Here is a 22,885-nt window from a genome sequence, read left to right on the forward strand (position 1 = left end):
GCGCGATCCCGCACGTGAGGCCGCGGCGGCGGAGCTGCGCAAGGAAGTGCTGGGGCTGCACGCCAAGCTGAACGAGCTCGACCTGTGGGGAGTGCTCGGGATCGCGCGCGGCGCCTCGCCGGCCGAGGTCAAGCGGGCATACCTCAAGGCAGCGAAGCGGCTGCATCCCGATCACTTGATGCGCCTCGGCCTCGAAGACCTGAAGGAGACGGCCAACGAGGTCTTCACGCAGATCGCACGCGCGCACGAGGTGCTGACGGACGCAGACGAGCGCGCGCGTTACGAGGAATCGACGGCCGGCGTCACCGAAACGCAGGCGCTGCTCGCCGCGCAGGCGGAGCAGCTCTACCAGCGCGGCGACATGTTGATGCGCGCCGGCAACTTCCGCGGCGCGGCGGACTTCCTCGAGAAGGCCGTGCAGACCTACGGCGACGAGCCCGAGTATCACGCCGCGTTCGCGTGGGCGCTCCACCGCAAGCTGCCGCCCGAGAACGAGCGCGCGCTCGAACACTTCGAGGTCGCGCTCTCGCGCGGCGGCGAGCAGCCGCAGCTGATGCTGCGCATGAGCCTCGTGCTGAAGGAGCTTCGCGACGAGACGCGCGCGAGTCAGCTCGCCGCGCGCGCGCGGCAGCTCGATCCGAACGTGCGCCCGTAGACCGAATTCCGAGATGGGTTCTAGTCGCTCGCGGCGTCGCGGCTGCGCGGAAGCGCTCGCCGCGCGCGCGGCTCGAGCGCGAGCTGAACGGCCCCCGGCGCCCGTAACAACTTCGCGTGCGCGACGACCTGCGCCCCGTACTCGTCGCCGGTCGCCGTGTCGCGCCAGAACACGCGGCCGGCGTCGCGGCCGGTGCGCAGGAACGGGCCCGCGAGGCTGTGCTGCTCCGCAAGCCGCGCGAGGCGATCCACGGGGCGCGTGGCACTCAGCGGAGTCGCGGCAGCCTTCGCGACGACGGAGCCCGACGGCTGCGCGTAGAGCGCGCTGAGCGCTGCCGACGCGAGCGGCTGTCCCGCACGAATGCGTGCGCCGACCCGCGCGGCCTCGGCGAGAGAGCCACGCCGCGCCGCATCGCCCGGACGCGCGTCGCCGAGCCAGCCGAGCGCGTGCGCGATCTCGCGCGCGAGCATCCCGAGCAGCTCCTCGCGCGCGAGCGCACGCTCTGCGCCGCGCGCGCTGGCCACACGCAGCGCGATCTCGACGCGCGCGTGCACGATTTCCGCGGGCTCGCCGCGCAGTGCGCAGTCGACGACGCTTCGCGCTTCCCCCGCGAGCGCGTCGTCGCGAAACTCGAGCTCGATCTGCGCGTGCTCGCGCGGCGCCCGGATGAAGCGCACACCGAGCCCGGCCTGCTCCCACGCCTTCAGCACCGCATCGACCGCGGTCTCTTGCTCGGGCGCGAGCGCGGGCGCGTAGACGCCGATCGGCTGCGCCGTCTCGAAGCGGCAAGTCATCAGGGTCACGGCGCCGTCGCGAGGCCAGGCGAAGGGCACGAGACCGCGCAGCGACTGCGCTCGTGGCGACGAGGCGGGGGACGCACAGCTCGCGAGAGCGAGCGCGCCCGCGATGCACGCACGCGCGAGAGTCATCGCCGCCTCGGGACGACGCGCGCGTCCCAGCGCGAGAACACGGCAAGCGCACCGGCGAGAACGACGGCGCCGAGCCCGTACAGCGCGGTGAAGCTCGTCCACTCGACGATCGCGCCGAACGCGCTGCTGCCGACGAGCATGCCGAGGTCGAAGAGGCCGGTGAAGATGGCGAGCGCCGTGCCGCGCGCATCGTCGCCGACGCGGTTCACCACCATGCCCGAGAGAATCGGGAACGCGTAGCCGTGACCGAGGCCGCACAAGAAGCCGGCGAGCGCGACATCGTGCGGCGCGTTCGCGCGCGCCATCACCACGAGGCCGACGACGAGCGCGAGCAGCGCCGGCGTGAGCGCGCGGTGCGGACCGATGCGGTCGGGCACCCAGCCGAAGGCGATGCGCAGGATCAACGCCGCGAGCATGTACATCTGGAAGAACGCGGCGTCGCTGCCGATGCCGGTGTCCTGCGCGAAGCGCGGCACGAACACGAAGAACGCGGTCAGCACGGTCGCGAACGTGGCGCCGAGGAACCAAATCGGCACGAGCTCGCGGCGCCGCAGCACGGACGACATGCTGGGCGGCGCTGCGCTCGCCACGCGCTCGCGCGGCGCATCGCGCAGCGAGAACGACAGCGCGAGCGAGATCGCCGCGAGCGACGCGGCCGTGACGAACACGCTCGGCCAGCCCACGTTCGCGACGAGCCAGTTCGCGAGCGTCGGGCCGATGCCGATCGGCAGCATCCCCGAGACACCGAACAGCGCGAGGCCCTGCGTGCGCTTGCGGGCGGGCACGTAGTCGGCGGCGAAGGTGAACAGCGCGGAGAACAGCATCGCCTCGGCGATGCCGTGCAGGAGCCGGGTCGCGGCGAGCAGCGCGCCGACCGAGTCGATGCCGAGGTAGAGCAGCGTCGCCGCGACGTGCAGCGCGCCGCCGACGAGAATCACCGCGCGCCGCCCGGCCGCGTCCATCGCGCGCCCGATCGACGGCCGCGCGAGAACGGCGGCGAGGCCCGTGAGGCTCGCCGCGGCGCCGATGACGACGTCGTTCGCGCCGAGCTCGTTGAGGCGTTTCGGGAACGGCAGAAACAAGTTGAACGCGATCGCCTGCAGCCCGTGCGCGACGAAACAGAGCACGAACGGGCGCGTGAAGATGCGGTCGTTCTGCACGCGCGCTCCGCCCTAATGACTCGCTCTAGGCCGCGCTCGCTGCGCCGCGCACTCCCGCCCCGCGCGATACGGTACAGCGATGGAGCTGCAAGACGCCGCGCTGCTCGTGCTCGGTGGGCTCACTGCCGGCGTCGTGAACACGCTCGCGGGCGGCGGCTCGCTGCTGACGGTGCCGCTGCTCGTGATGCTCGGCCTGCCGGGGCCCGTCGCGAATGGGACGAATCGCGTCGGCATCGTGATCGGCAGCGCGACGGCGACCTGGCGGCTCGCGGCCGAGGGAGCGCCCGGCCTGCGCGACGCGCTGCCGATGATCCTGCCGAGCGCGCTCGGCGCCCTACTCGGCGCGCGCATCGTCGTCGAGCTGCCTGTCGAGTGGTTCAACCGCGCGTTCGGCGTGCTGATGCTCGTGCTGCTCGTGCCCACGCTCCGCGCCAGCGCCAGCGGGAGCGCGGCGCCCGCCGCACCGCGAGCGCCGGCATCGCCTGCGCTGCGCTTCGCGGCGTTCTTCGCGATCGGGCTCTACGGCGGCGCGTTCCAAGCGGGCGTGGGCGTGCTGCTGCTGAGCGTGCTCGCGCTCGCGGGCAACGACCTGATTCGCAGCACGCAGATCAAGACCGCGCTGAACACGTGCTTCACGCTGCTCGCGCTGCCCGTCTTCGCGTGGGCCGGCCAGATCGCGTGGCCCGAAGCGCTCGCGCTCGGCGCCGGCTTCGCAGCCGGCGGCGCAGCCGGCGCGCGCATCGCGGTGCGCGGCGGCGCGCGCGCGATCAAGCCCATGCTCGCGGTGGCGGTGGTCGCGCTCGCGGGGCGAATGCTCGGGCTCTACTGAGCAGGCGCGCGCACGCCCGAACATTCTGGCCGGGCCGAAATGTCGCAGGCCGGCCCCGCGATACGCTGCGCCGCGATGTCGTCGCACGCGCTGCCGCCGCCGTTTCGCCCGCTGCCGATTCGCGCGCTGAACCTCGCGGGCCGCGCGCTCGCCGCGTTCGGCGTGCGGCGACCGAGTCTCGATGAGACACCGCTGCTCGCCGCTGCGGAACGCGCGACGGGGCTCGCGGACTTCGGCGGCGACTCGTTCCGCCCCGGCCTGCGCGAGCTGCTGCGCTGCTTCGAGAGCGAGGCGCGGCTTTCGACGCTCGGGCGCGGCATGGCGCGCGCGCACGTGATCGGCGCGCTCTCGACCCGCCTGCGGCTCGTCGACTGGCGCAAGCGCAACCCCGAAGTCGCTGCCCAGAAGATCGCGCGCCCGCTGCTCGTGCTCGGCATGCCGCGCACCGGCACGACGCTGCTGCACGGCCTGCTCGCGCAAGATCCCGCCGCGCGCGCGCCGCTCTCGTGGGAGGTGGCGGCGCCCTGCCCCGCGCCCGAGACCGCGACGTACGAGACCGATCCGCGCATCGCCGAGGCGCGCGCGCACGAGCGCGACATCGAGCAGATCGCGCCGGGCTTTCTCGCGATTCATCCGAGCGGTGCGCAGCTGCCGCAGGAGTGCGTCTCGCTGATGGCGCCCGAGTTCATGAGCATGCAGTGGGAAGCGACCTACGCGGTGCCGTCGTATCAGCGCTGGTGCGAGGCGCAGAACTGGGCGGCGGCGTATCGCTGGCACCGCGCGTTCCTCCAGCACCTGCAGTCGCGCCACGCGGGGCAGCGCTGGGTGCTGAAAACCCCCGCGCACCTGCTCACGCTCGACGCGCTCTTCGCGGAGTACCCCGACGCGCTCGTGGTGCAGACGCACCGCGCGCCGGCACAGGTGGTCGCGAGCCTCGCGAGCCTCGAGTGGACGCTGCGCGGCGCGTCGAGCGACGACCTCGATGCGCGCGCCGAGGGCGCCGAGGCGGCCGACCTGATCGAACGCATGCTGCGGGCGGGCATGCAGTCGCGCGCGGCGCACCCCGAGCGCGAGCCGCAGTTCTTCGATCTCGCCTACCCGGATCTCGTCGCCGACCCGTTCGGCAGCGTGAAGCGCCTGTACGAACGCTTCGGCCTCGACTTCACCAGCGAGCTCGAATCGCGCATGCGCGCCTTCCTCGCCGCCAACGCGGCCGACAAGCACGGCGTGCACAAGTACACGCCTGCGAGCTTCGGCCTCTCCGCCGCCGAGCTCGATGCGCGCTACGCGTTCTACACGCGGCATCACGACGTGCGAGGCAGCGAGCGCGGCTGAGGCCTCGCCCTCAGCGCGCTCGATCGACCGCCTTCATCGGGTCGTCCACCGCCCGCATCGGGTCGCCTGCGCTCGCGGCGCTCGGCGCGGGCACTTCGACGAGGCGCTCGGGCACGTCGTCGTACTCGAGCCGCAGCGCGCGCGTCATCACGGCGTGCATGTCGTAGAGGCAGGTGATGTAGGTCAGCTCGAGGATTTGCTCCTCGCTGAGCTCCGCGCGCAGCGCCTCGAACACCCCGTCGGGCACGCGGCCGCCCTGCAGGACGAGCGCGTCGGTGTAGGCGAGCACGGCGCGCTCGAGCGGGGAATAACAACTCGCGACCTGCCAGTGCGGGATCGCGGCGATCTGCTCTTCGCTCAGGCCCACGCTGCGCGACGCCTTGCAGTGCTGCGAGTAGACGAACTGGCTGCCGCGCGCGAAGCCGGCGCGCGTCTGGCCCAGCTCGCGCAGCTTCGGGTCGAGCGTGCGCTTCGGGCTGCGGTAGAGGCCGAAGCCCGCGACCGCGTGGTCGAACACGTCGGGCACGAGCGCGAACACGGTCCACCAGTTGCCGGGCGTGCCGGTTGCGGTGCCCGGCTGCTTGATCGGATCGCGGTCGCCGAACAGCGCGGTGTACATGCGCTTCGCGCCCTCGTGGGCTTTCTCGCGCGGGACTTGGCGGAGTCGCGGCATGAAGATCTCCTTCGCAGGCGCATCCTACGGCGGATGCAGCGGGCGGCGCTGCCGCCGCCGCGGATCCGCTCGGCGAAGTGCGCTCCTGGGCTTGCCTGGTTCCCGCATACTGCCGCGATGCCCGTCCGCCTCGATCGCCCCGCGCCGCACGTCGCCCTCGTCACGCTCGACCGCCCCGCGCGCGGCAACTCGCTCGACCCCGCGATGCTCTGCGACCTCGCCGCGGCGTGGCGCGAGCTCGCGAGCGACGACGCGACGCGCGCCATCGTCCTCACCGGCGCCGGCGAGCGTGTGTTCTGCTCGGGCATGGACATGACGCGCACGATCCCCGCCGCGCAGGCGCTCGCGCGCGGCGAGCAGATCGACCCGCGCGACTTCGAGGGTCTGCGCAACGTCTCGACCTCGCTGCTCGCGGGCTTCGATCTCGGGAAGCCCCTGATCTGCGCGATCAACGGCCACGCGCGCGCGGGCGGCTTCGACCTGATGCTCGCGAGCGAGCTGCGCTTCGCGGTACCCGAAGCGACGTTCGCGCTCGAAGAGGTCGCGCTCGGCCTCTACCCCACCGGCAATGCCACGGTGCTGCTCCCGCGCCAGATCGGCTGGGTGCACGCACACGAGTTGTTACTGACCGCGCAGCCGATCGACGCGCAGCGCGCGCTGCGGATCGGCCTCGTGAACGACCTGGTGCCGCGCGCCGAGCTGCTTCCGCGCGCGCTCGCCGCCGCGAGCGCGATCGCCGCCAACGGGCCGCTCGCCGTGCGGGCCACGCGCTCCGGCGTGCGCGAGCTGCTCGCGCTGCCCCTCGCCGACGCCTACGTGCGCCAGGAGCAGCTCGGCCGCCCCTTGCGCAAGACCGAGGACGCGCGCGAGGCGCAGCGCGCGTTCGTCGAGAAGCGCAAGCCGAACTTCACGGGGCGCTGAGCGCGGCGAGTCGCTCCCTCACGCGAGCCCGCCCATCAGCACGTACTTCCACTCGGTGAACTCGTGGAGGCCGTGCCTTCCGCCCTCGCGACCGAGGCCGGACTGCTTCACACCGCCGAAGGGCGCGACCTCGGTCGAGAGAATGCCGGCGTTGACCGCGACCATGCCGGCTTCGAGCGCGCCGGCGACGCGCCAGGCGCGCGCGAGATCGCGCGTGAAGACGTAGGCCGCGAGGCCGTACTCGCTCGCGTTGGCGAGGCGCAGCGCTTCCTCCTCGCGCTCGAAGCGGAACAGCGCCGCGACGGGGCCGAAGGTTTCCTCGCTCGCGAGCTCCACCGTGGGCGGCACGTCGCGCAGCACGGTGGGCTCGTAGTAGGTGCCGCCGCGCGCGTGGCGCCTGCCGCCGCACACGACGCGCGCACCGCGCTGCGTCGCGTCCGCCACGTGTCGCTCCACCTTGGCGAGTGCCGCGTCCGTAATCAGTGGCCCTTGCGCCACGCCGTCCTCGCGGCCGTCGCCCACCTTCAGTGCGCGCACGCGCTCCGCGAGCTTCGCGGCGAACGCGTCGTAGATGCCGGCCTGCACGTAGAAGCGATTCGCGCACACGCAGGTCTGGCCCGTGTTGCGGAACTTCGAGGCGATCGCACCTTCGACTGCGGCGTCGAGCTCGGCGTCGTCGAACACGAGGAACGGCGCGTTGCCGCCGAGCTCGAGCGAGACGCGCTTCACCGTGCCCGCGCACTGTGCGAGCAGCAGCTTGCCCGTGGCGGTAGAGCCGGTGAACGACAGCGCCCGAACCCCAGGGCTCGACGTCAGCACGCCGCCGACTTCGGCAGGGACTCCCGTGACGACGTTCAGCACGCCCGCCGGCAGGCCCGCGCGCTCCGAGAGCACGGCGAGCGCGAGCGCGGAGAACGGCGTCGCCTCGGCGGGTTTCGCGACGACCGTGCAGCCCGCCGCGAGCGCAGGCGCGACTTTTCGCGCGAGCATCGCGGCGGGGAAGTTCCACGGCGTGATCACCGCGCACACGCCGATCGGCTCGGGCACCACGACGATGCGCGAGCCGGGGAACGGGCTCGGGATCGTCTCGCCGTAAGCGCGCTTCGCCTCTTCGCCGAACCACTCGAGAAACGACGCGGCATAGGCGATCTCGCCGCGCGCCTCGGCGAGCGGCTTGCCCTGCTCGCTCGTCATCAGCAGCGCGAGATCCTCGCGATGCTCGAGCATCAGGTCCGCCCAGCGGCGCAGGATCGCCGCGCGCTCTTTCGCGGACTTGGCTCGCCACGCAGGAAGCGCCCGCTCCGCCGCCGCGATTGCGCGCTCGACCTCGGCGGATGCGAGCTGCGGAACCGCACCGATCCGCGAGCGCGTCGCCGGATCGCGCACGTCGAAACGCGCACCGCTCGCGGCCTGCGCGGGCGCGCCGTCGATCCAGCACGCCTCGAGAAACAGCTTCGGGTCCGAGAGCTTCACGCACCGCTCCTGCTCGGGTGGACCCGCGCATCCTACGGCGGGACGGCGAGCGCGCGACACGCTTCGGCGGAATCACGCCACGCGCGCATGCACCGCGCGCCCGCGCTCACCAGCAGCGCACCGTCGCGACCCGTCCAGGCGAGCCGCGCTCCGCGCGCAGCCACTCGTTCGCGCACGCTCGCGTGCGGCCAGCCGAAGCGTCCCGCGAGCGGCGCAGAGGCGATCGCGAGCCGCGGCTGCACGGCGTCGAGAAGCCCGTGCGTGGTGGACGAGCGGCTGCCGTGATGCGCGAGCTTCAGCACGTCTGCGCGCAGCCGCGCGCCGCTCGCGAGCAGGCGCTCCTCGCCGCGAGCTTCGAGATCGCCGAGGAGCAGCGCGCTGAGGCCGGCTAGCTCGACGCGCAGCACGAGCGAACGGTCGTTGTCCCCGAGCCGCGCGGCGTCGCGCGGTGGCCACAGCGGCGCGACGCGCACGCCGGCGCGCACGATCGGCGCGTCGCCGAGGCCGCGCTCGCGCACGCGCACGCCTCGTTTGCGCGCGCGGGCCGCGAGCGCGGCGAAGCCCGGCTCCGCGCGCGCGCCGTGGGGCAGCCAGAGCTCGCGACACCGAAATGTGTCGAGCACGCTCGGCGCGCCGCCGCGATGGTCGAGGTCGGCGTGGCTGACGGCCAGCGCGTCGAGCTCACGCACGCCGAGCGCCGCGAGCGCGGGCACGACGATGCTCGCACCCGCGTCCCAGCCATCCGGAGATGCGCCGCCGGCGTCCACCAGCAAGGAAAAGCCGCGCGCTTGCACGAGCGTTGCATCGCCGTGGCCGACATCCAGGAACACGATGCGTGGCGCGGGCGGAGCGATCGCGGGCGCGGGTGCGTAGGCGAGCGCCGCCTGCGCCGCGAGCGCGCACGCGAGGCGCACCGCCAGCCTGCGCGTGTGCATGCCGAGCGCGAGCGCAGCCAGGGCACACGCAAGCGCGAGGGCGTGCGGAGGCTGCGGAGCAACGCGAGGCGCGAGCGACGCGACGGCGAGCGCGGCGTCGAGCGCGCGCTCCGCGAGCGCCGCGCAGCCGGAGATCGCGAAGCTCGCGAGCGCAGCATCTCCAGCGAACGCCGCGGCCGACGCCAGAAACGCTGCGGGCATGAGCACGAAACCGGTGAGCGGAACCGCCGCGAGGTTCGCGACCCCCGCCAGGGGCGGCGCGGCGCCGAAGTGGAGCGCAGCGATCGGCGCTGTCGCGAGCGTCGCCAGCGCGGTGGTCGACAGCGTCGTCGCGATTCCTCGCGCGGCGCGTGAACGCGCGCGCTCTCCGTGCGTCGCCGCGCCGAGCACGAGCGCAGCCGTGGCGGCGAAGGAGAACTGCGCGCCGGGTGCAAACAGCGCCGCGGGCTCCGCAACCAGCACCAGCAGCGCCGCGACGCTGAGCGCGTGTGCGCTCGAGCTCGCGCGGCGCAGCGCCACCGCGGCCGCGAGGCAGGCGAGCATCGCGAGCGAGCGCAGCGCGGGCGTCGCGAGCCCGGCGAGCAGCGCGTAGGCAGCGGCCGCGATCAGCGCGAGAGCGAGGGCGAGGCGCCGCGCGTCGAAGCGAGCCGTCAGGCACGGCGCGCGCGAGAGCAGCGCGAGCGCGATCGCCCACGCGGCGCCGGCGGCGAGCGCAGGTGGAGCCCCGAGACCGAGAGCAGGTGCGCGATGCCGAGCGCCGCCCACGCGCGGCGATCCACGTCGGGCAACGCGGACGCGTCGCCGAGGCCGAGCGTCGCGAGCAGCGCGCCCCCGCGCCCGGCCCGCTGCAGGCGCGCGAGAGCGGAGAGACGAGCGTGCGCGAGGACTTGCAGCGAGCTCTGCCGTGGCGCCTCGACGACCTGGACGAGCAGCGCATCGACCGCGCGCGCTGAAGCGCCGACTCCTCGGCGCGCGAGCGCGCGAGCCGCGTCGAAGCCGCCGGGGTTCGCCGCGCCAGGGCGCTGAGTCTGCGTGCGGACGAGCGCGCGAATCGTTGCACCGAGCGGCGGCGGCGCAGCCCCCGCGTCGAGCGCGAGCTGCATCCGTCGCGGGCCGTCTGGGGTCGCGGGGCGCACCCACGCGACGCGCTCGAGCACGAGCCGGGTGTGCGTCGCGCGCGGCTCGATGCGTGCGACGTGCCCCTCGATCACGGCGTCGCGCCGCGGCTGGGCGAGCGTCGCGAGCGATTCGCGAGCGCGCGCTCCCATCAGCGCTGCGCCCGCGGAAAGCGCTGCGAGGAGCGCGAGCAGCGCCGCGCTGCGTGCGCGAGTGCGCCACGCGAGCACGAGAGCGAGCGCCGCGCACGCGGCTGCCGCGAAGCGCGCCGCAGCGGCGAGCGCGGGCCACGCGTCGCCGATCGCGATGCCCGCGGCAAACGCCGCGGTCGTTAGGGGAAGCGCCGCGCGCATCGCGCGCTCTCCGCGTGACCAGGAGCGAGCTCAGCCTAGATCAGTACCCGCGGACGCGAGTCCCAAACTTCCGAGCCCTCGCCCGCACGCGACGCGGGCGCGACGCGACCGGACGCATCCGCACGCGATCGACCACATCGCAGGTTTGGCGTCAGACGCCAGTTCCGCGAATCTTGCCCCGCGGGCTCGCGCCTCAGTGCAGGACGCGCTTCGGCGCGGGCTGCTGCGGGCGCTTCATGCGCACGACGTAGGCGGCGAGCGTTTCCAGCGCCTCGTCGAGCTTCGTCAGCTCGTCGGTGAAGCTGCCGAGCAGGCGCTGCATCTCGCCGAGCTCGTCGGCGGCTTTGCGTAGCGCTTCCAGCTCGCGCTTCTGCGACGTGAACGCGAGCGCGATGCCCGCGACGACGCCCTGATAACGCCCCGCATCGAGGGCCGCGGCACGCTTCTCGATCGCCTGCGCGAGCCGGTGCGCGAGCGCCGCGTCGAGCCCGCGCGCCACCAAGTCCGCCTGAATCTCGTCCAGCTTCCGTTCCACGGGACGCCCGCGTCGCAAGCGCGGTGCCAGCAGGCTCACACGCGCAGGGCGGCGGCAAGTCGCGAACGAAGCCGCGTGTGGGCCTCAGCTATCCGCTGCGCTCGGCGCCTCGGAGCTGGCCGGCTCGGTGAGCGGCTCGCTCGCCACGATTGGGAACTCGGCTTCCCTCTCGAGCGCGCGGAAGAAGCCGTGAATGCGCTCCGCGTCGCCGCGCGCGATGCCCTTTACCGCGGCGAGCTCGTCCGCGCTCGCCTCGCGCACGCGCTTCAGCGAGCCGAGCTCGCGCAGGAGTGCGCGCCGTTTCGTGGGGCCGATGCCCGGGATCTCCTCGAGGATCGAGAGCATCGCCCTGCGCTGGCGCAGCGAGCGCTGGAACTCGATCGCGAAGCGGTGCGCCTCGTCGCGAATGCGCTGCAGCAGCAGCAGCCCCTTCGAGCTCGGCAACAACAACACGGGGTTCACGCGATCGGGCAGGAACACGCGCTCTGCCTTGAGCCCGCCGCTGCGCTTCACGCGCACACTCGGGCTCTCGTCGTCGCGCTCCTTCGCGAGCCCGACGTGGTCCTGCTCGAGGCCGCGGTCCCGTAACAACGTCGTCGCCACCTTCAGCTGGCCGCGCCCACCGTCGAGCACCCACAAGTCGGGCAGCGGCTCCTTCTCGAGCTTGTCGAGGCGCCGCGTGAGCGTCTCGCGCATGCAGGCGAGATCGTCGCCGGCGGGCGCGTCCTTCATGCGGTAGCGGCGATAGGCGTTCTTGTCGGGCGCGCCGTCTTCGAACACGACGCGGCTCGCGACCGCGAGCGTGCCCGCGAGGTTCGACACGTCGTAGCACTCGATGCGCCGCGGCGGCTGGCGGAGTCCGAGCTTCTCCTGCAAGTCGTCGAGCGTGGCGTCGATCGTTTCGCGAGCGGCGAGCCGGCGCTCGAGCGCGCTCTCGGCGTTCTTTTGCGCGAGATCGCCGAGCTCGCGCGGCGCACCGCGCTGCGGCACGCGCACGTCCACCGCCCTGCCCGCGCGCTCTCCGAGCCACGCCGTCAACGCCTCGAGCTCGCTCGGCTCGGTCGACACCAACACTTCCGCCGGCGCCGCGCTCGCCGCTTCGCCCGCGTAGAACTGCGCGAGGAAGCTCGCCATCACGTCCGCGTCGGGGATCTCGACCTGCGAGAACGCGTGCTCGGCGGCGCCGATCACGCGCCCCTCGCGCACGTGCAGCACCTGCAGCTGCACCTCGCCCGCGCGCCGCGCGAGCGCGAACACGTCGCGATCCTGCGCGCGCTCCGAGACGATCTGCTGGCGCGCGACGGTGTCCTCCACCGCCGCGATGCGGTCGCGCAGCTGCGCCGCCTCCTCGAAGCGCTCCTCCTCGGCGGCGAGGTCCATCTTCGCCCGTAACAACTGCGTCAGCTCGGCGCTGCGCCCCCGCAGGAACAGCTCGGTGCCGTGCAGCAGCTCGGCGTAGGCCTCCGTCGTCACGCGGTTCACGCACGGCGCGGGGCAGCGCTTCATCTCGAACTCGATGCACGGCCGGCCGCGCCGCGCGTAGTCGCGGAACACGCCCTCACTGCAGCTGCGCAGCGGGAACAGCCGGCGCAGGTGGTTCAGCGAGGCGCGCAGGTTCGTGCTCGAGGTGTACGGGCCGAAGTAATCCGCGCCGTCCTTGGCGAAGCGCCGCACCTGCGTGAGCCGCGGCCACGCCTCGCTGCGGTCGAGCCGCAGCGCGAGGTACTGCTTGTCGTCGCGCAGGCGCACGTTGAACGGCGGCCTGTGCTGCTTGATCAGCTCGTTCTCGAGCAAGAGCGCGTTCTTCACGCTGTCGGTCACGAGCACCGCCACGTCCCCGACGCGCGCCATCAGGTTCGGCACCTGCATGCGCCCGTCGCCGCCCGCGAAGTACTGCTTCACGCGGCTGCGCAGGTTCTGCGCCTTGCCGACGTAGAGCACTTTCCCGCGCGCGCTCTTCAGCAGGTAGACGCCCGGCGTCTGCGGCAGCGCAGAAGCGCGCTCAGCGAGATCGGCGGCGGTATCGGTCACGCCCGGCAAGGTACCCGCGCTGCGCGCGCGGCGACGTTCAGTCCGGGAACGACTCCCGCGCGCGCGGGCAGCCGAGCCGCCTACTTCACCTCGCGCGCCAGCACGATCTGGTAGACGCGCTTCGCGAAGTACCAGCGGCCGCCGCGCTTCACGTAGTCGTCCTCGTAGCGGCCGTGGATCGCGCGCTTCGTGCCGTCCTTGCCGTGCAGCTCTTCTTGCTGCCACCACGTCGCGTGCGCGGTGTCGCCGGTGACGACGATCGGGCCGGCGGAGGCGTAGAAGCCGACGAACGAGTAGCCGGACATCGCGCCCTGCCACATCGGGAAGAACTTGTCGCGGCCCTTCACGTCGCCCATGCCCGGTAGCGACCAGGTCGCGTCCTCGAGCCAGTTCGCCTTCCACGCCTCGCCGTCGAAGCGCATCACCGCGTCGTTGTAGGACTCGACGAGCTCGCGGATCGCGAGCCGATCTTCCACGGGACCGCTGCTGACCATGGGTGCCTCCTGATGTGAGGCGGCAGCTTGCAGCAGGTCGGGCGCGGGCGACAGCGGTTAGGCAGCCGGAGCAGCCGGGTCGTCGCGGAAGCAACGCGAGACCTCGCCGTTCGGCAGCGCGAACAGGCGCGGCTCCTCGCTGCGACAGCGCGCGAACACCTCGGGACAGCGCGTGTGGAAGCGGCAGCCCGGCGGCGGCGCGGCGGGCGAAGGCACGTCGCCCTGCACGCGCGCCTGAACGCCGCGGCGCAGCGGATCGATCGAAGGCGCCGCCGCGAGCAGGCCCTGCGTGTACGGATGCGCGGGCGCGCTGAAGATGCGCGCCGTCGCGCCGCGCTCGACGATCTGGCCGAGGTACATGACCGCGACTTCGTCTGCGAGGTAGCGCACGACCGAGAGGTCGTGCGTGATGAAGAGATACGCGAGGCCGAGCTCGTCCTGCAGGTCGCCTAACAGATTGAGGATCTGCGCCTGGATCGAGACGTCGAGGGCGGAGACTGCCTCGTCGCAGATGATCAGCTGCGGCTCGACCGCGAGCGCGCGCGCGATGCCGAGGCGCTGGCGCTGGCCGCCCGAGAACTCGTGCGGGTAGCGCCACAGGTGGTCGGGGTTCATCTGCACGCGGCGCAACAGCGCGGCCGCGCGCTCGGTGCGCTCGGCGTCGTTCGTGCCGATGCCGAACGACTCCATGCCCTCGCACAGGATGTCGCGCACGCGCATGCGCGGATCGAGCGATGCCTGTGGATCCTGGAAGACGATCTGCAGGCGCTGCCGGAGCGGGCGCAGCTCGTCCTGCGAGAGCGCGCGCAGGTCCTTGCCTTCGAACCACACCTTTCCAGCGATCGACGGCACGAGTCCGAGAATCGAGCGGCCCACCGTGGTCTTGCCGCAGCCCGACTCGCCGACGAGCGCGAGCGTCTTGCCGGGCCAGATCTCGAGGTCGACGCCGTCGACCGCGCGCACGTGGCCGACCGTCTTGCGGAAGAGTCCGCGCTTGATCGGGAACCAGGTCGTCAGGCCCTCGACCCTCAGCAGCGGCGCAGCGTTCGTCATCGCGCGCCCTCCTGCTCCACCGCGAAGCACGCGGCCCAGTGCCCATCGCCCAGCGCCGTCTGCGCCGGCGCGCTCGCGCTGCACTTCTCAATCACGCGCGGGCAGCGCGAGGCGAAGCGGCAGGCCGCGGTCCACTCGGTCGGCGGCGGCACGACGCCCGCGATCTCGTGCAGGCGCTCGCCCGGCTGCGCGAGGCCGGGCATCGATTTCAAGAGACCGACCGTGTACGGGTGCCGCGGGCGCGCCAGCACGTCCTCGCGCTTGCCCAGCTCGACGATGCGGCCAGCGTACATCACCGCCACGCGATCGGCGAGCTCGTTCACGACGCCGAGGTCGTGGGTGATCAGCAGGATCGCGGCGTCGCTCTCGCGCTGCAGCTCGCGCATCAGCTCGAGCACCTGCGCCTGAATCGTGACGTCGAGCGCGGTGGTGGGCTCGTCGGCGATCAGCACCTGCGGCTTGGTCGCGAGCGCCATCGCGATCATCACGCGCTGCTTGAGCCCGCCCGAGAGCTGGTGCGGGTACGCGTCGAAGCGCTGCTCGGCATCGGGGATTCGCACGCGCTCGAACAGCTCGATCACACGCTTTCGCGCCTCGCCGTGGGAAACCTTCTCGTGCAGGCGGATCGCCTCGACGACTTGCTCCCCCGCGCGCAGCACAGGCGAGAGGCTCGTCATCGGCTCCTGGAAGATCATTCCCAGCTGGGTGCCGCGAACCTTGCGCATCTCGGGCACGGGGAGCTTCGTGATGTCGCGCCCATTCAGCTCGATCACGCCCTCGATCGCGCCCGGCTTCGGCACGAGCCGCATCGCTGCGAACGCCGTCATCGACTTGCCGCAGCCCGACTCGCCGACCAGCGCGAGCACTTCGCCGCGCGCGATCTCGAACGAGACGCCATCGACGACGGGGAGGCGCTGCCCCGCGTTCGGGAAAGTGATGCGCAGATTCTCGATGCGGAGCGCGGGCTGCGTCATCGCTTACTCGCGCTCCCGCGCCGTGCGCGGATCGAGCACGTCGCGCAGCGCGTCGCCCACGAGGTTCACGGCGAGCAGCAGCGCGAAGATCGCGGTGCCCGCTGCGGCGATGTTCCACCACACGATCGGCTCGCGCGCGAGCTCGTTGCGCGCCTGGTCGATCATCTGGCCCCAGCTGCCGTCCACGCCGATGCCGAGGTACGAGAGAATCGTCTCGGAGATCACGAGGCCGGAGAACAGCAGCACGAACGTGATGATCACGAGGTGGAACAGGTTCGGGACGATGTGGCGCCACAGGATGCGCGCCTCCGACACGCCGAGCGCGCGCGCGGCCTGCACGTAATCGAGCTCGCGCAGCTTCAGCGTCTCGCCCCGCGAGACGCGCGAGAGCCCGACCCAGCTCGTGACGCCGAGCGCGAAGCACACCTGCCAGGTGCCGCGCCCGAGCGCCATCACGATCGCGATCAGCAGCAAGAGCGACGGGATCGAGGCGAGGGTCGACATCACGAAGAACACCAGGTCGTCCCAGCGGCCGCCGAAGTAGCCCGCGGTCACGCCCAACAAGAGCGCCAGCGGGATCGCGATCGCGCTGGTGAAGCCGCCGATCAGCAGCGCCACGCGCGCACCCTTCAGCGTGCGATAGAGCACGTCGCGGCCGAGGATGTCGGTGCCGAGCAGGTGTCCGCCGGGATCGTTGAGCGCGAACTTCTCGTAGAACGTGACGTCCGCGAGCGGCGCCGAGTAGCTCTCCTCCGCGACGCCCGCGAAGGCGCGGTCGATCACGCTGCGCGCCTCGTTCGCGGCGACGACGTCCTCGCCCTTCGTCTCTCCGCCGATCCACGCGATCGAGTCCAGCAGCGCGATCCCGACGAACAGCGCGATCACGAGCACCGACCCCCAGCGCCGCCGCCACACCTCGGCCAGCGCCTCGCGCCAGAGCCGGTTCTTACGGATCGCGCGCCCCGCCCAGAGCCCGAGCGCGAGCAGCGCGGCGACGATCAGATTCCCGACGACGTGCGCTTCCACGCCTACTCCAGCCGCACGCGCGGATCGACGAGCGCATAGCTCACGTCGGTGATGATCTGCGTCACCACGAACGCGAGCGCGCCGATGAACACCATCACGCGCAGCGTCGCGAAGTCGTTGGCGTTGATCGCGTCGACCGTGATGCCGCCGAGGCCGGGGATGCCGAAGAAGGCCTCGAGCAAGAGCGAGCCCGTGAACAGGAACGGGATCGTGAGCAGCACGCGCGTCAGCACCGGGATCAGGCTGTTGCGCAGCACGTGGCGCAGCATCACGCGCATCTCGCTCGCGCCCTTGGCGCGCGCGGTGCGCACGTAGTCGCGGCTCGTTTCCTCCACGAACACGGTGCGCAGGAAGCGCACTTCGCCGCCGACGCCCGAAATCACGCCCACGAGCACGGGCAGCGCGAGGAAGCGCGCGATCACGTCTGGATCGCGCGAGAAGCCGGAGAGCGGGAACCACGAGAGCAGCTTCGCGATCAGGTACTGCGCGCCGATGATCTGCAGCAGGATCGGCAGCGACATCAGCAGCACGCACAGGAACACGCCCATGCGATCGATGTAGGTGCCGCGGAAGACCGCGACGAAGAGGCCGACGGCGATCGCGAGCGCGATCTCGATCAGGAACAGCGGGATCATCAGCGCGAGGCTCGCGGGCGCACCGCGCGCGAGGCGCTCGCCGATCGGCACGCCGTCGACGTCGCTGTGGCCGAAGTCGAACGTGAGCATCCGGCGGTAGTGGTCGTACAGCAGGTTGTTACGGAGCCCGCCCTCCGCGAACGAGGGCAAGAGTGGGCGGTCGTAGCCGTGGTTCGCCTTCCACTGGTCGATCGCCGATTGGCGCGCCTTCTCGCCGAGCGCGCGGCGCGCGATGTCGTCGGGCGAAGCGACGGTGAAGAACAGCACGAACAGGAGGCCGAGCACGCCGAGCACGACGCCGAAGCCGTAGGCGAGCCTGCGGATCACGTAGGCGGCCACGTCACTGCCGCTCGCGGAAGAAGGTGCGGAACGCGGGGATCATGCCGAGCACGAGCGCGAGACCGATCGCGTACGCGGGCCAGCGCACGGGGCGATTCCAGGCCGCGCGCTGCTGCGTGCGCAGGTCGGGATCGACCGCGTAGTACTTCGACATCGGCTGCGACATCCCGAACTGCTTCACGTTGTGGATCCAGCCGTGCACGAGCAGGTAGTCCTCGGGGTGATAGAGCTCGATGTGCGGGCGCTCCTCCTCGATCACGCGGCGCATCGCCTGTATCACGGCCATGCGCTCCGGGCCGTTGTCCATCACGCGCATCTGCTGGAAGTACTTCTCGAACTCGGGGTGGCAGAAGTTCGTGCTGTTGGGGCCGCCGACGGTCGAGCGCCGGTAGTCGCAGCTGCGCAGGAAGAAGAAATTCTCGGGATCGGGATAGTCCGCGGACCAGCCCCAGAAGTAGACCTGATAAGCGAGGCGCTGAACCTTGTTCTGGAACTCGTTGTAGGTGGTCGCCTTCAGCTCGACGTCGAGGCCGAGCTTGCGCCACTCGTTGATGAAGAACTCGTCCTGCAGCTCCTGCACCGTGTTCACGATGTACGCGTCGAAGCTGAGCTTCAGCGGCTTGCCCGTGGCGGGATCGACGCCGTCCGGGTAGCCCGCCTCGACGAGGAGCTTTCGCGCGCGCTCGAGGTCGGGCTTGCGATACGGGTTCACGTATTCGGGGTCGTAGCCGTAGAGGCCCGGCGGAATCATCGACTGCGAGGCGAGCCCGCGGCCGTTCAGGAACAGGCGAATCCACGTTTCGGAGTCGATCGCGAGGCTCATCGCCTGCCGCAGCTTCTTCGCTCGCTCGCCGCCCTTCGCGCCGACGACGGCGTCCTCCATGTTGAAGCCGAGATAGAACCATCCGGGCGACACGGTGCTCGAGAGCTCGATGCCCTTCTGCTCCATTTCCGGCGAGAGCCGATCGTTCTTCACGACCTGATCGAAGCTCTCGCGGATGATTCCCGAGCGGTCGTAATAACCCTGCAGGAACTTGTGGAAGCCCGGGATCGACTCTTTGTCGCGCCGGTACTCCAGGCGATCGGCCAAAGGCAGTCGCTGGCCCGCGTACTCGAGGAGCCCGCGCTCTGCGTCGCCGGGCTCGCCCTCGCTCGGGTAGAACGCGCCCGGCGCTTCCTCCGGACTCTTCGCCTTCAGGCCGTACCAGTTCTCGTTCTTCACGAACTGCACGAACGCCTGCTTGTCGTACACGGTGAGCTTGAACGGACCGGTGCCCACCGCCCAGTCGCGGAACAGCGGGCGGCCCTCTTCGCCGTCGTAATAAGCGACGGATTCCCACGCGATCGGCGACGTGAACTCGAGCGCGAACCAGTAGAGGATCTGCGGGTACGGGCGCGTGAGGTGAATCTCGAGCTCGTAGGGCGTCGGCGTCTTCACGCCCGCGATGCCGCCGAGCGCGGCGTACTGCTCGTGCTTCGGCAGCGCGGCGAACTCGGCGTCCGCCTTGCGGCGCTCTCCCAGCGCGGTCATGAACGCCTCGAAGCCGTCGATGTTCAGGAACGCGTCGCGCACCTGGACTTCGAGCAGCGGGTCGGCGAGGCGCTGCAGCTGGAACGCGATGTCGCGCGTCGTCGCCTCGCGCGTGCGAAGTCCCGGCCCGGCGAGCTCGAAGCACGGGTCGCTGCTGAACAGCACGCCGGGCCGCATGCGGAAGCGGTAGATCACGCTGCCGTCGGGCTGCGCCTCCGCGTGCGGCACTTCGGTCGCGAGGCTCGGGATCAGCTCGAAGGGCCGTTTCAGATAGTGGTATTCGAGCAGCTTGTCGTGAACGAGGCCGGTGAAGGCATGCGCGACGACATCGTAGGCCTCGGCGACGTCGAGCCTGCGCGGCGCGTCGCTGAAGGCCTGATAGAGCACCTTCTCGCCCGACTCGGCCTCCGAGTACGGGCTGTTGTTGCACGAGAGCACGGCGAGCATGGCCGCAGCCAGTACGACGCTTCGCCGAGCTCTCATGGGCGCGCCTCCGCGTCTCATTGTGCCGGGGCTTTCAGGCGAAACCAGCTCGGATCGAGATTCGGATTCACCTCGGCGTCGCGAATCTCGAGCACCGCGCTGCCCTTGTACGAGATGAAGTCGAGCTCGATGCGATGCGGGAACGCGGCTGCGCCCTCGCCTCGCCAATCCCCGAAGCGCGCGACCGCGAGCTCCTGCGCGTCGAGCGGCGACAGCACGCGCGCTTCGCGGAAGACGCCCGCCGCGTCGAAGGTGACTCCGCGGTCCGCCCAGCTGAAGCGCAGATCGCCGGCCGCGTTCAGCTCCGCGCGCGGAGCCTCGTCGGGAATCGCGGGCGCGGCCAATAACAACCCCACCGCTTCGCTCGGCAGCAGCGGAATGCGCGCCACGCGCCAGAGCACGCCGGCGTCGACCGGCCCCGTCTCGATCTTGCCCGAGTCGGCGCGGTAGATGTCGTACTCGGCGCCGTCGCTCGCCAGCACGAGCACGCGCTGATTCAGCACGCCCACGACTTCGATGCGCAGCTTCGCGTCGCGCTCCGCGAGCACGAGCTGCTTCGAAAACGACTCGCCGGCCGCACCCGCCAGCTCGACGCGCGCGTTGGCGCGCACGGAGTGCCGCGCGGCGGCGTGCGCGCGCAACCACGCGAGGCGCTCGTCTGCCCGCGCATCGCCGGCGGCGACCGCCTGCCACTCCGCGACGGGCGGCGGCGTCACGCACGCACTGAGCGCCGCGCTCAGCATGAACAGCGCGAGCGCGCCTGCCTTCATCGCGGCGCGAGCTCGCGGCGCAGGCGCTCGAGCTTCGCGGCGAGCTCGGGCTGCTCGCCGGCGCGCGGCGACTGAGTCACCGCGAGCTCGTACTTCTGGAGTGCGGTGCGCTTCTTGCCGAGCGCGAGGTACACGTCGCCGAGATGCTCGGAGATCACCGGATCTCCGCCGGTGAGCCTCTGCGCCTCTTCGAGCTTCACGCGCGCCTTCTCGAAGAGCGCACGCGCCGCCGGCTGGCGCCCCGCGGCGAGCTCTTGCTTCCCGCGCTGATAGAACACCCAGGCGAGGCTGTCCGTGATGAAGCCGTCGTCGGGACGCTGCGCGAGCGCGCGCTCGATCAGTCGCTGCGCCTCGTCGAGGCGCTCGCCGCGCTCGGCCCAGCTGTAGCCGACGAAGTTCAGCGCGCCGGCGTGATTCGGATCGAGCGCGAGCGTCTCGTTCATCTTCGCGATCGCGGCGTCGAGCTCGCGCGCTTCGCCGCGCAGAATGCCGATGTTGTAGTGCGTCTCGGCGTCGTCTGCGTCGCCGCGCAGCATCGCCTCGAGCTCTGCGATCCCGCCTGTGAGGTCGCCGCCTTTCGCGACGAGGCTCGCGTGGTAGTAGGCGAGCGGCTTCGAGTTCTCGATCGCTTGCGCGCGCTCCACCTCGAGCCGCGCGCCTTCGAAGTCGCCACTCGCTTCGAGGATGCCCGCGACCTGCACGCGGCCATCCGAGAAGCGCGGGTGATCCTCTGCGATGCGATCGAGCGCAGTGAGCGCGCCCTCCACGTCGCCGGAGCGCCGGCGCGCGACGCCGAGGAAGTAGGCGATCTCGTACTGCTCGGGGAAGAGCTCGGAGACGCGCGCGAGTCGGGCCTCCGCCTCTTTGAATGCGCCGCGCTGCAGGTCGATCAGCGCGAGCCGCATCGTGGTGCGCAGGTCTTCGGGCTGAAGCTGCTCGGCGCGCGCGAGCGATTTCACGCCATCGGCCTCGCGGCCGAGGTCGAACTCCGCCTCGGCCTTCGCGAGCCACGACGACGCGTCGTTCGCATCGCGCCACAACAGCTCCGCCAGCACGCCGAGCTCTCCGAGCCGGTCGCCGCGCGCGCGACGGCCGGCGGCGATCGCGGCGAGGTACTGCGTCTCGCGCGGCTGCTTCGCGCTCGCCTCGCGCAGAATCTTCTCCGCGGCCGCGGCGTCGCCGAGCTTCTCGGTCACCTCCGCGAGGTTCAGCCAGCCCGCCGGCGTCTCGGGCTCCACGTCGACCTGCCAGCGCGCCACGCTTCGCGCGCGTTCGAAGTCGCCCTGCTCGAGCCACGCGGAGTAGAGAAACGCCGCGGCCTCGGGGTCGAGCGGCTCGCCGTTCGGCGCCTCGAGCAGCGCCGCCATCCCCGCGTAGTCGCGCTCTGCGCGCCGCGACTCCGCGAGGAATTGGCGCAGCCACGCGTCTTGCCCGCCGGCTTCGCGCGCGCGCGTCGCGTAGTCGATCGCGGCGTCCGTGCTGCCCAGACGGAACGCGAGCTGCGCCGCGCGCGTGAGCAGCTCCGCGTCGGCCGGCGCGAGCGCCACCGCGCGCTCGTACGCCGCGAACGCCTCGTCGAGCTCGCCCGAATCGAGACTCGCATGGGCGTGCTCGAGCTCCTCGTCGAGCGTGCGCGCAGGCTCGGGCGGCGTCGTGTCCGGCGCGGCGCTCGCTTCCGGCGGCGCGGGCATGGGCGGGAAGCTCGGCTCGCGCTGCGGCGCCGACGACGCGCACGCGGCAAGCCCGAGCGCGAGCGCTGCCGCCGCGAGGCTCCTCATTCGACTGGGCTACCGGCCCAGGTAGCCGCTCTTCTCGAGGTACCCGAGCACGACGTTCACGCTCTGCTCGAGCGTCTGGCTGCCGGTCTCGAGCACGAGCTCGGGCTTGTCCGGCGCTTCGTACGGCGCCGAGATGCCGGTGAACTCCGGGATCTGACCGGCGCGCGCCTTCTTGTAGAGGCCCTTCGGATCGCGCGCCTCGCACGTGGCGACGTCCGCCGCGACGTACACCTCGACGAAGTCACCCGGCGCGAACAGCGCGCGCACCTGATCGCGATCGGCGCGGTACGGCGAGATGAACGAGGTGAAGACGAGCACGCCGCAGTCGGTGAAGAGCTTCGAGACCTCGCCGATGCGGCGAATGTTCTCGGTGCGGTCTTCCGGCGAGAAGCCGAGGTTCTTGTTGAGGCCGTGGCGCACGTTGTCGCCGTCGAGCACGTAGGCGAGCTTGCCGCGCTTCACGAGCTCGGCTTCCACTGCGACCGCGACCGTCGACTTGCCCGAGCCCGAGAGCCCCGTGAGCCACACCGTGGCGCCGCGCTGTCCCAGGACCGCTTCGCGGTCGCGTCTATTGATGCTCCCGGCGTGCCAAGTGATGTTCGTTGCCTTTGTTCCGCTCACAGGCGTCTCCTGACCGCGTTGGTCCTTGTTTACTTCGCATCGGCCTCGAAGACTCGGCCGCTGCTGCGCGCTTCGCCGACGCGCGTCGATGCATCTGAGCCACCTCGACCGTCGGAGCGCGTCGGCGAATCCTCTTGGTTTACTCCGCTCGGCTTCGCCTCGCTGCGCGCTTCGCTTGCGGCCTCGGCCGACCTGCTCGGGAGGAGCGTTCGACATCGAGGAGGATCCGACTCGGC

General features: G+C 71.7%; 21 protein-coding genes. 4 read left to right on the top strand and 17 right to left on the bottom strand.

Annotation, left to right across the window (positions count from 1 at the left end; all coding sequences use genetic code 11):
* Window positions 1-655, top strand: a 655-nt coding sequence (locus FJ091_20405) for a DnaJ domain-containing protein (protein MBM4385717.1), incomplete at its 5' end; no start/stop codon positions are given.
* Window positions 656-675: 20 nt separating this feature from the next.
* Here FJ091_20405 and FJ091_20410 read toward each other — a convergent pair.
* Together FJ091_20410 and FJ091_20415 are read right to left on the bottom strand one after the other, a co-directional pair.
* The gene (locus tag FJ091_20410) at window positions 676-1,584 is read right to left on the bottom strand and encodes a hypothetical protein (GenBank protein ID MBM4385718.1); all 909 of its coding nucleotides are present in this window, start codon (window positions 1,582-1,584) and stop codon (window positions 676-678) included.
* Window positions 1,581-2,744, bottom strand: coding sequence for an MFS transporter (locus FJ091_20415; protein ID MBM4385719.1), 1,164 nt, complete (start codon window positions 2,742-2,744; stop codon window positions 1,581-1,583). The genes FJ091_20410 and FJ091_20415 overlap by 4 nt, the downstream gene beginning before the upstream one ends.
* Window positions 2,745-2,823: 79 nt before the next feature.
* On the opposite strand from FJ091_20415, the gene FJ091_20420 reads away from it, so the two are divergent.
* Window positions 2,824-3,573, top strand: a complete 750-nt coding sequence (locus FJ091_20420) for a sulfite exporter TauE/SafE family protein (protein ID MBM4385720.1) — start codon at window positions 2,824-2,826, stop codon at window positions 3,571-3,573.
* 75 nt (window positions 3,574-3,648) lie between these two features.
* The gene (locus FJ091_20425; protein ID MBM4385721.1) at window positions 3,649-4,908 is read left to right on the top strand and encodes a sulfotransferase; all 1,260 of its coding nucleotides are present in this window, start codon (window positions 3,649-3,651) and stop codon (window positions 4,906-4,908) included.
* Window positions 4,909-4,918: 10 nt separating this feature from the next.
* Here the strand turns inward: FJ091_20425 and FJ091_20430 are convergent, their stop codons facing one another.
* Window positions 4,919-5,581, bottom strand: coding sequence for a carboxymuconolactone decarboxylase family protein (locus FJ091_20430; GenBank protein MBM4385722.1), 663 nt, complete (start codon window positions 5,579-5,581; stop codon window positions 4,919-4,921).
* A 117-nt stretch (window positions 5,582-5,698) separates the two neighbouring features.
* On the opposite strand from FJ091_20430, the gene FJ091_20435 reads away from it, so the two are divergent.
* Window positions 5,699-6,502, top strand: a complete 804-nt coding sequence (locus FJ091_20435) for an enoyl-CoA hydratase/isomerase family protein (protein ID MBM4385723.1) — start codon at window positions 5,699-5,701, stop codon at window positions 6,500-6,502.
* A gap of 18 nt (window positions 6,503-6,520) precedes the next feature.
* On the opposite strand, the gene FJ091_20440 is transcribed toward FJ091_20435, so the two are convergent.
* The 14 genes from FJ091_20440 to cysC all read right to left on the bottom strand — a co-directional run bounded on the left by FJ091_20440 (window position 6,521) and on the right by cysC (window position 22,865).
* Window positions 6,521-7,975, bottom strand: coding sequence for an NAD-dependent succinate-semialdehyde dehydrogenase (locus FJ091_20440; protein MBM4385724.1), 1,455 nt, complete (start codon window positions 7,973-7,975; stop codon window positions 6,521-6,523).
* A gap of 32 nt (window positions 7,976-8,007) precedes the next feature.
* On the bottom strand, window positions 8,008-9,675 hold the full coding sequence (locus tag FJ091_20445) for a DNA internalization-related competence protein ComEC/Rec2 (GenBank protein ID MBM4385725.1): 1,668 nt from the start codon (window positions 9,673-9,675) through the stop codon (window positions 8,008-8,010).
* Window positions 9,561-10,379 carry a ComEC family DNA internalization-related competence protein gene (locus FJ091_20450; protein MBM4385726.1) on the bottom strand — a complete coding sequence of 273 codons (819 nt, stop codon included), beginning with the start codon at window positions 10,377-10,379 and terminating at the stop codon, window positions 9,561-9,563. Before FJ091_20450 ends, FJ091_20445 begins: the two co-directional genes overlap by 115 nt.
* Before the next feature lie 193 nt (window positions 10,380-10,572).
* The gene (locus FJ091_20455) at window positions 10,573-10,914 is read right to left on the bottom strand and encodes a hypothetical protein (GenBank protein ID MBM4385727.1); all 342 of its coding nucleotides are present in this window, start codon (window positions 10,912-10,914) and stop codon (window positions 10,573-10,575) included.
* 84 nt (window positions 10,915-10,998) lie between these two features.
* Window positions 10,999-12,945 carry an excinuclease ABC subunit UvrC gene (uvrC, locus tag FJ091_20460; protein MBM4385728.1) on the bottom strand — a complete coding sequence of 649 codons (1,947 nt, stop codon included), beginning with the start codon at window positions 12,943-12,945 and terminating at the stop codon, window positions 10,999-11,001.
* A gap of 80 nt (window positions 12,946-13,025) precedes the next feature.
* Window positions 13,026-13,439, bottom strand: coding sequence for a nuclear transport factor 2 family protein (locus FJ091_20465; GenBank protein ID MBM4385729.1), 414 nt, complete (start codon window positions 13,437-13,439; stop codon window positions 13,026-13,028).
* Window positions 13,440-13,496: 57 nt separating this feature from the next.
* A complete protein-coding gene (locus tag FJ091_20470; GenBank protein ID MBM4385730.1) occupies window positions 13,497-14,492 on the bottom strand; it encodes an ATP-binding cassette domain-containing protein in 996 nt (331 codons plus the stop codon).
* The gene (locus tag FJ091_20475; protein ID MBM4385731.1) at window positions 14,489-15,466 is read right to left on the bottom strand and encodes an ABC transporter ATP-binding protein; all 978 of its coding nucleotides are present in this window, start codon (window positions 15,464-15,466) and stop codon (window positions 14,489-14,491) included. Before FJ091_20475 ends, FJ091_20470 begins: the two co-directional genes overlap by 4 nt.
* Before the next feature lie 3 nt (window positions 15,467-15,469).
* Window positions 15,470-16,492 carry an ABC transporter permease gene (locus FJ091_20480; protein ID MBM4385732.1) on the bottom strand — a complete coding sequence of 341 codons (1,023 nt, stop codon included), beginning with the start codon at window positions 16,490-16,492 and terminating at the stop codon, window positions 15,470-15,472.
* 2 nt (window positions 16,493-16,494) lie between these two features.
* Window positions 16,495-17,466 carry an ABC transporter permease gene (locus FJ091_20485; GenBank protein ID MBM4385733.1) on the bottom strand — a complete coding sequence of 324 codons (972 nt, stop codon included), beginning with the start codon at window positions 17,464-17,466 and terminating at the stop codon, window positions 16,495-16,497.
* A gap of 1 nt (window position 17,467) precedes the next feature.
* The gene (locus FJ091_20490; protein ID MBM4385734.1) at window positions 17,468-19,480 is read right to left on the bottom strand and encodes a hypothetical protein; all 2,013 of its coding nucleotides are present in this window, start codon (window positions 19,478-19,480) and stop codon (window positions 17,468-17,470) included.
* A gap of 17 nt (window positions 19,481-19,497) precedes the next feature.
* Window positions 19,498-20,250 (bottom strand): hypothetical protein, encoded by a 753-nt coding sequence (locus FJ091_20495; protein ID MBM4385735.1) that lies wholly within the window; start codon window positions 20,248-20,250, stop codon window positions 19,498-19,500.
* The gene (locus tag FJ091_20500) at window positions 20,247-22,028 is read right to left on the bottom strand and encodes a tetratricopeptide repeat protein (protein MBM4385736.1); all 1,782 of its coding nucleotides are present in this window, start codon (window positions 22,026-22,028) and stop codon (window positions 20,247-20,249) included. Before FJ091_20500 ends, FJ091_20495 begins: the two co-directional genes overlap by 4 nt.
* Window positions 22,029-22,037: 9 nt before the next feature.
* The gene (cysC, locus tag FJ091_20505) at window positions 22,038-22,865 is read right to left on the bottom strand and encodes an adenylyl-sulfate kinase (GenBank protein ID MBM4385737.1); all 828 of its coding nucleotides are present in this window, start codon (window positions 22,863-22,865) and stop codon (window positions 22,038-22,040) included.
* Between the last annotated feature and the right edge of the window lie 20 nt (window positions 22,866-22,885).

The sequence above is a fragment of the Deltaproteobacteria bacterium genome (genome assembly GCA_016875395.1).
Lineage (GTDB): Bacteria > Myxococcota_A > UBA9160 > UBA9160 > UBA6930 > VGRF01.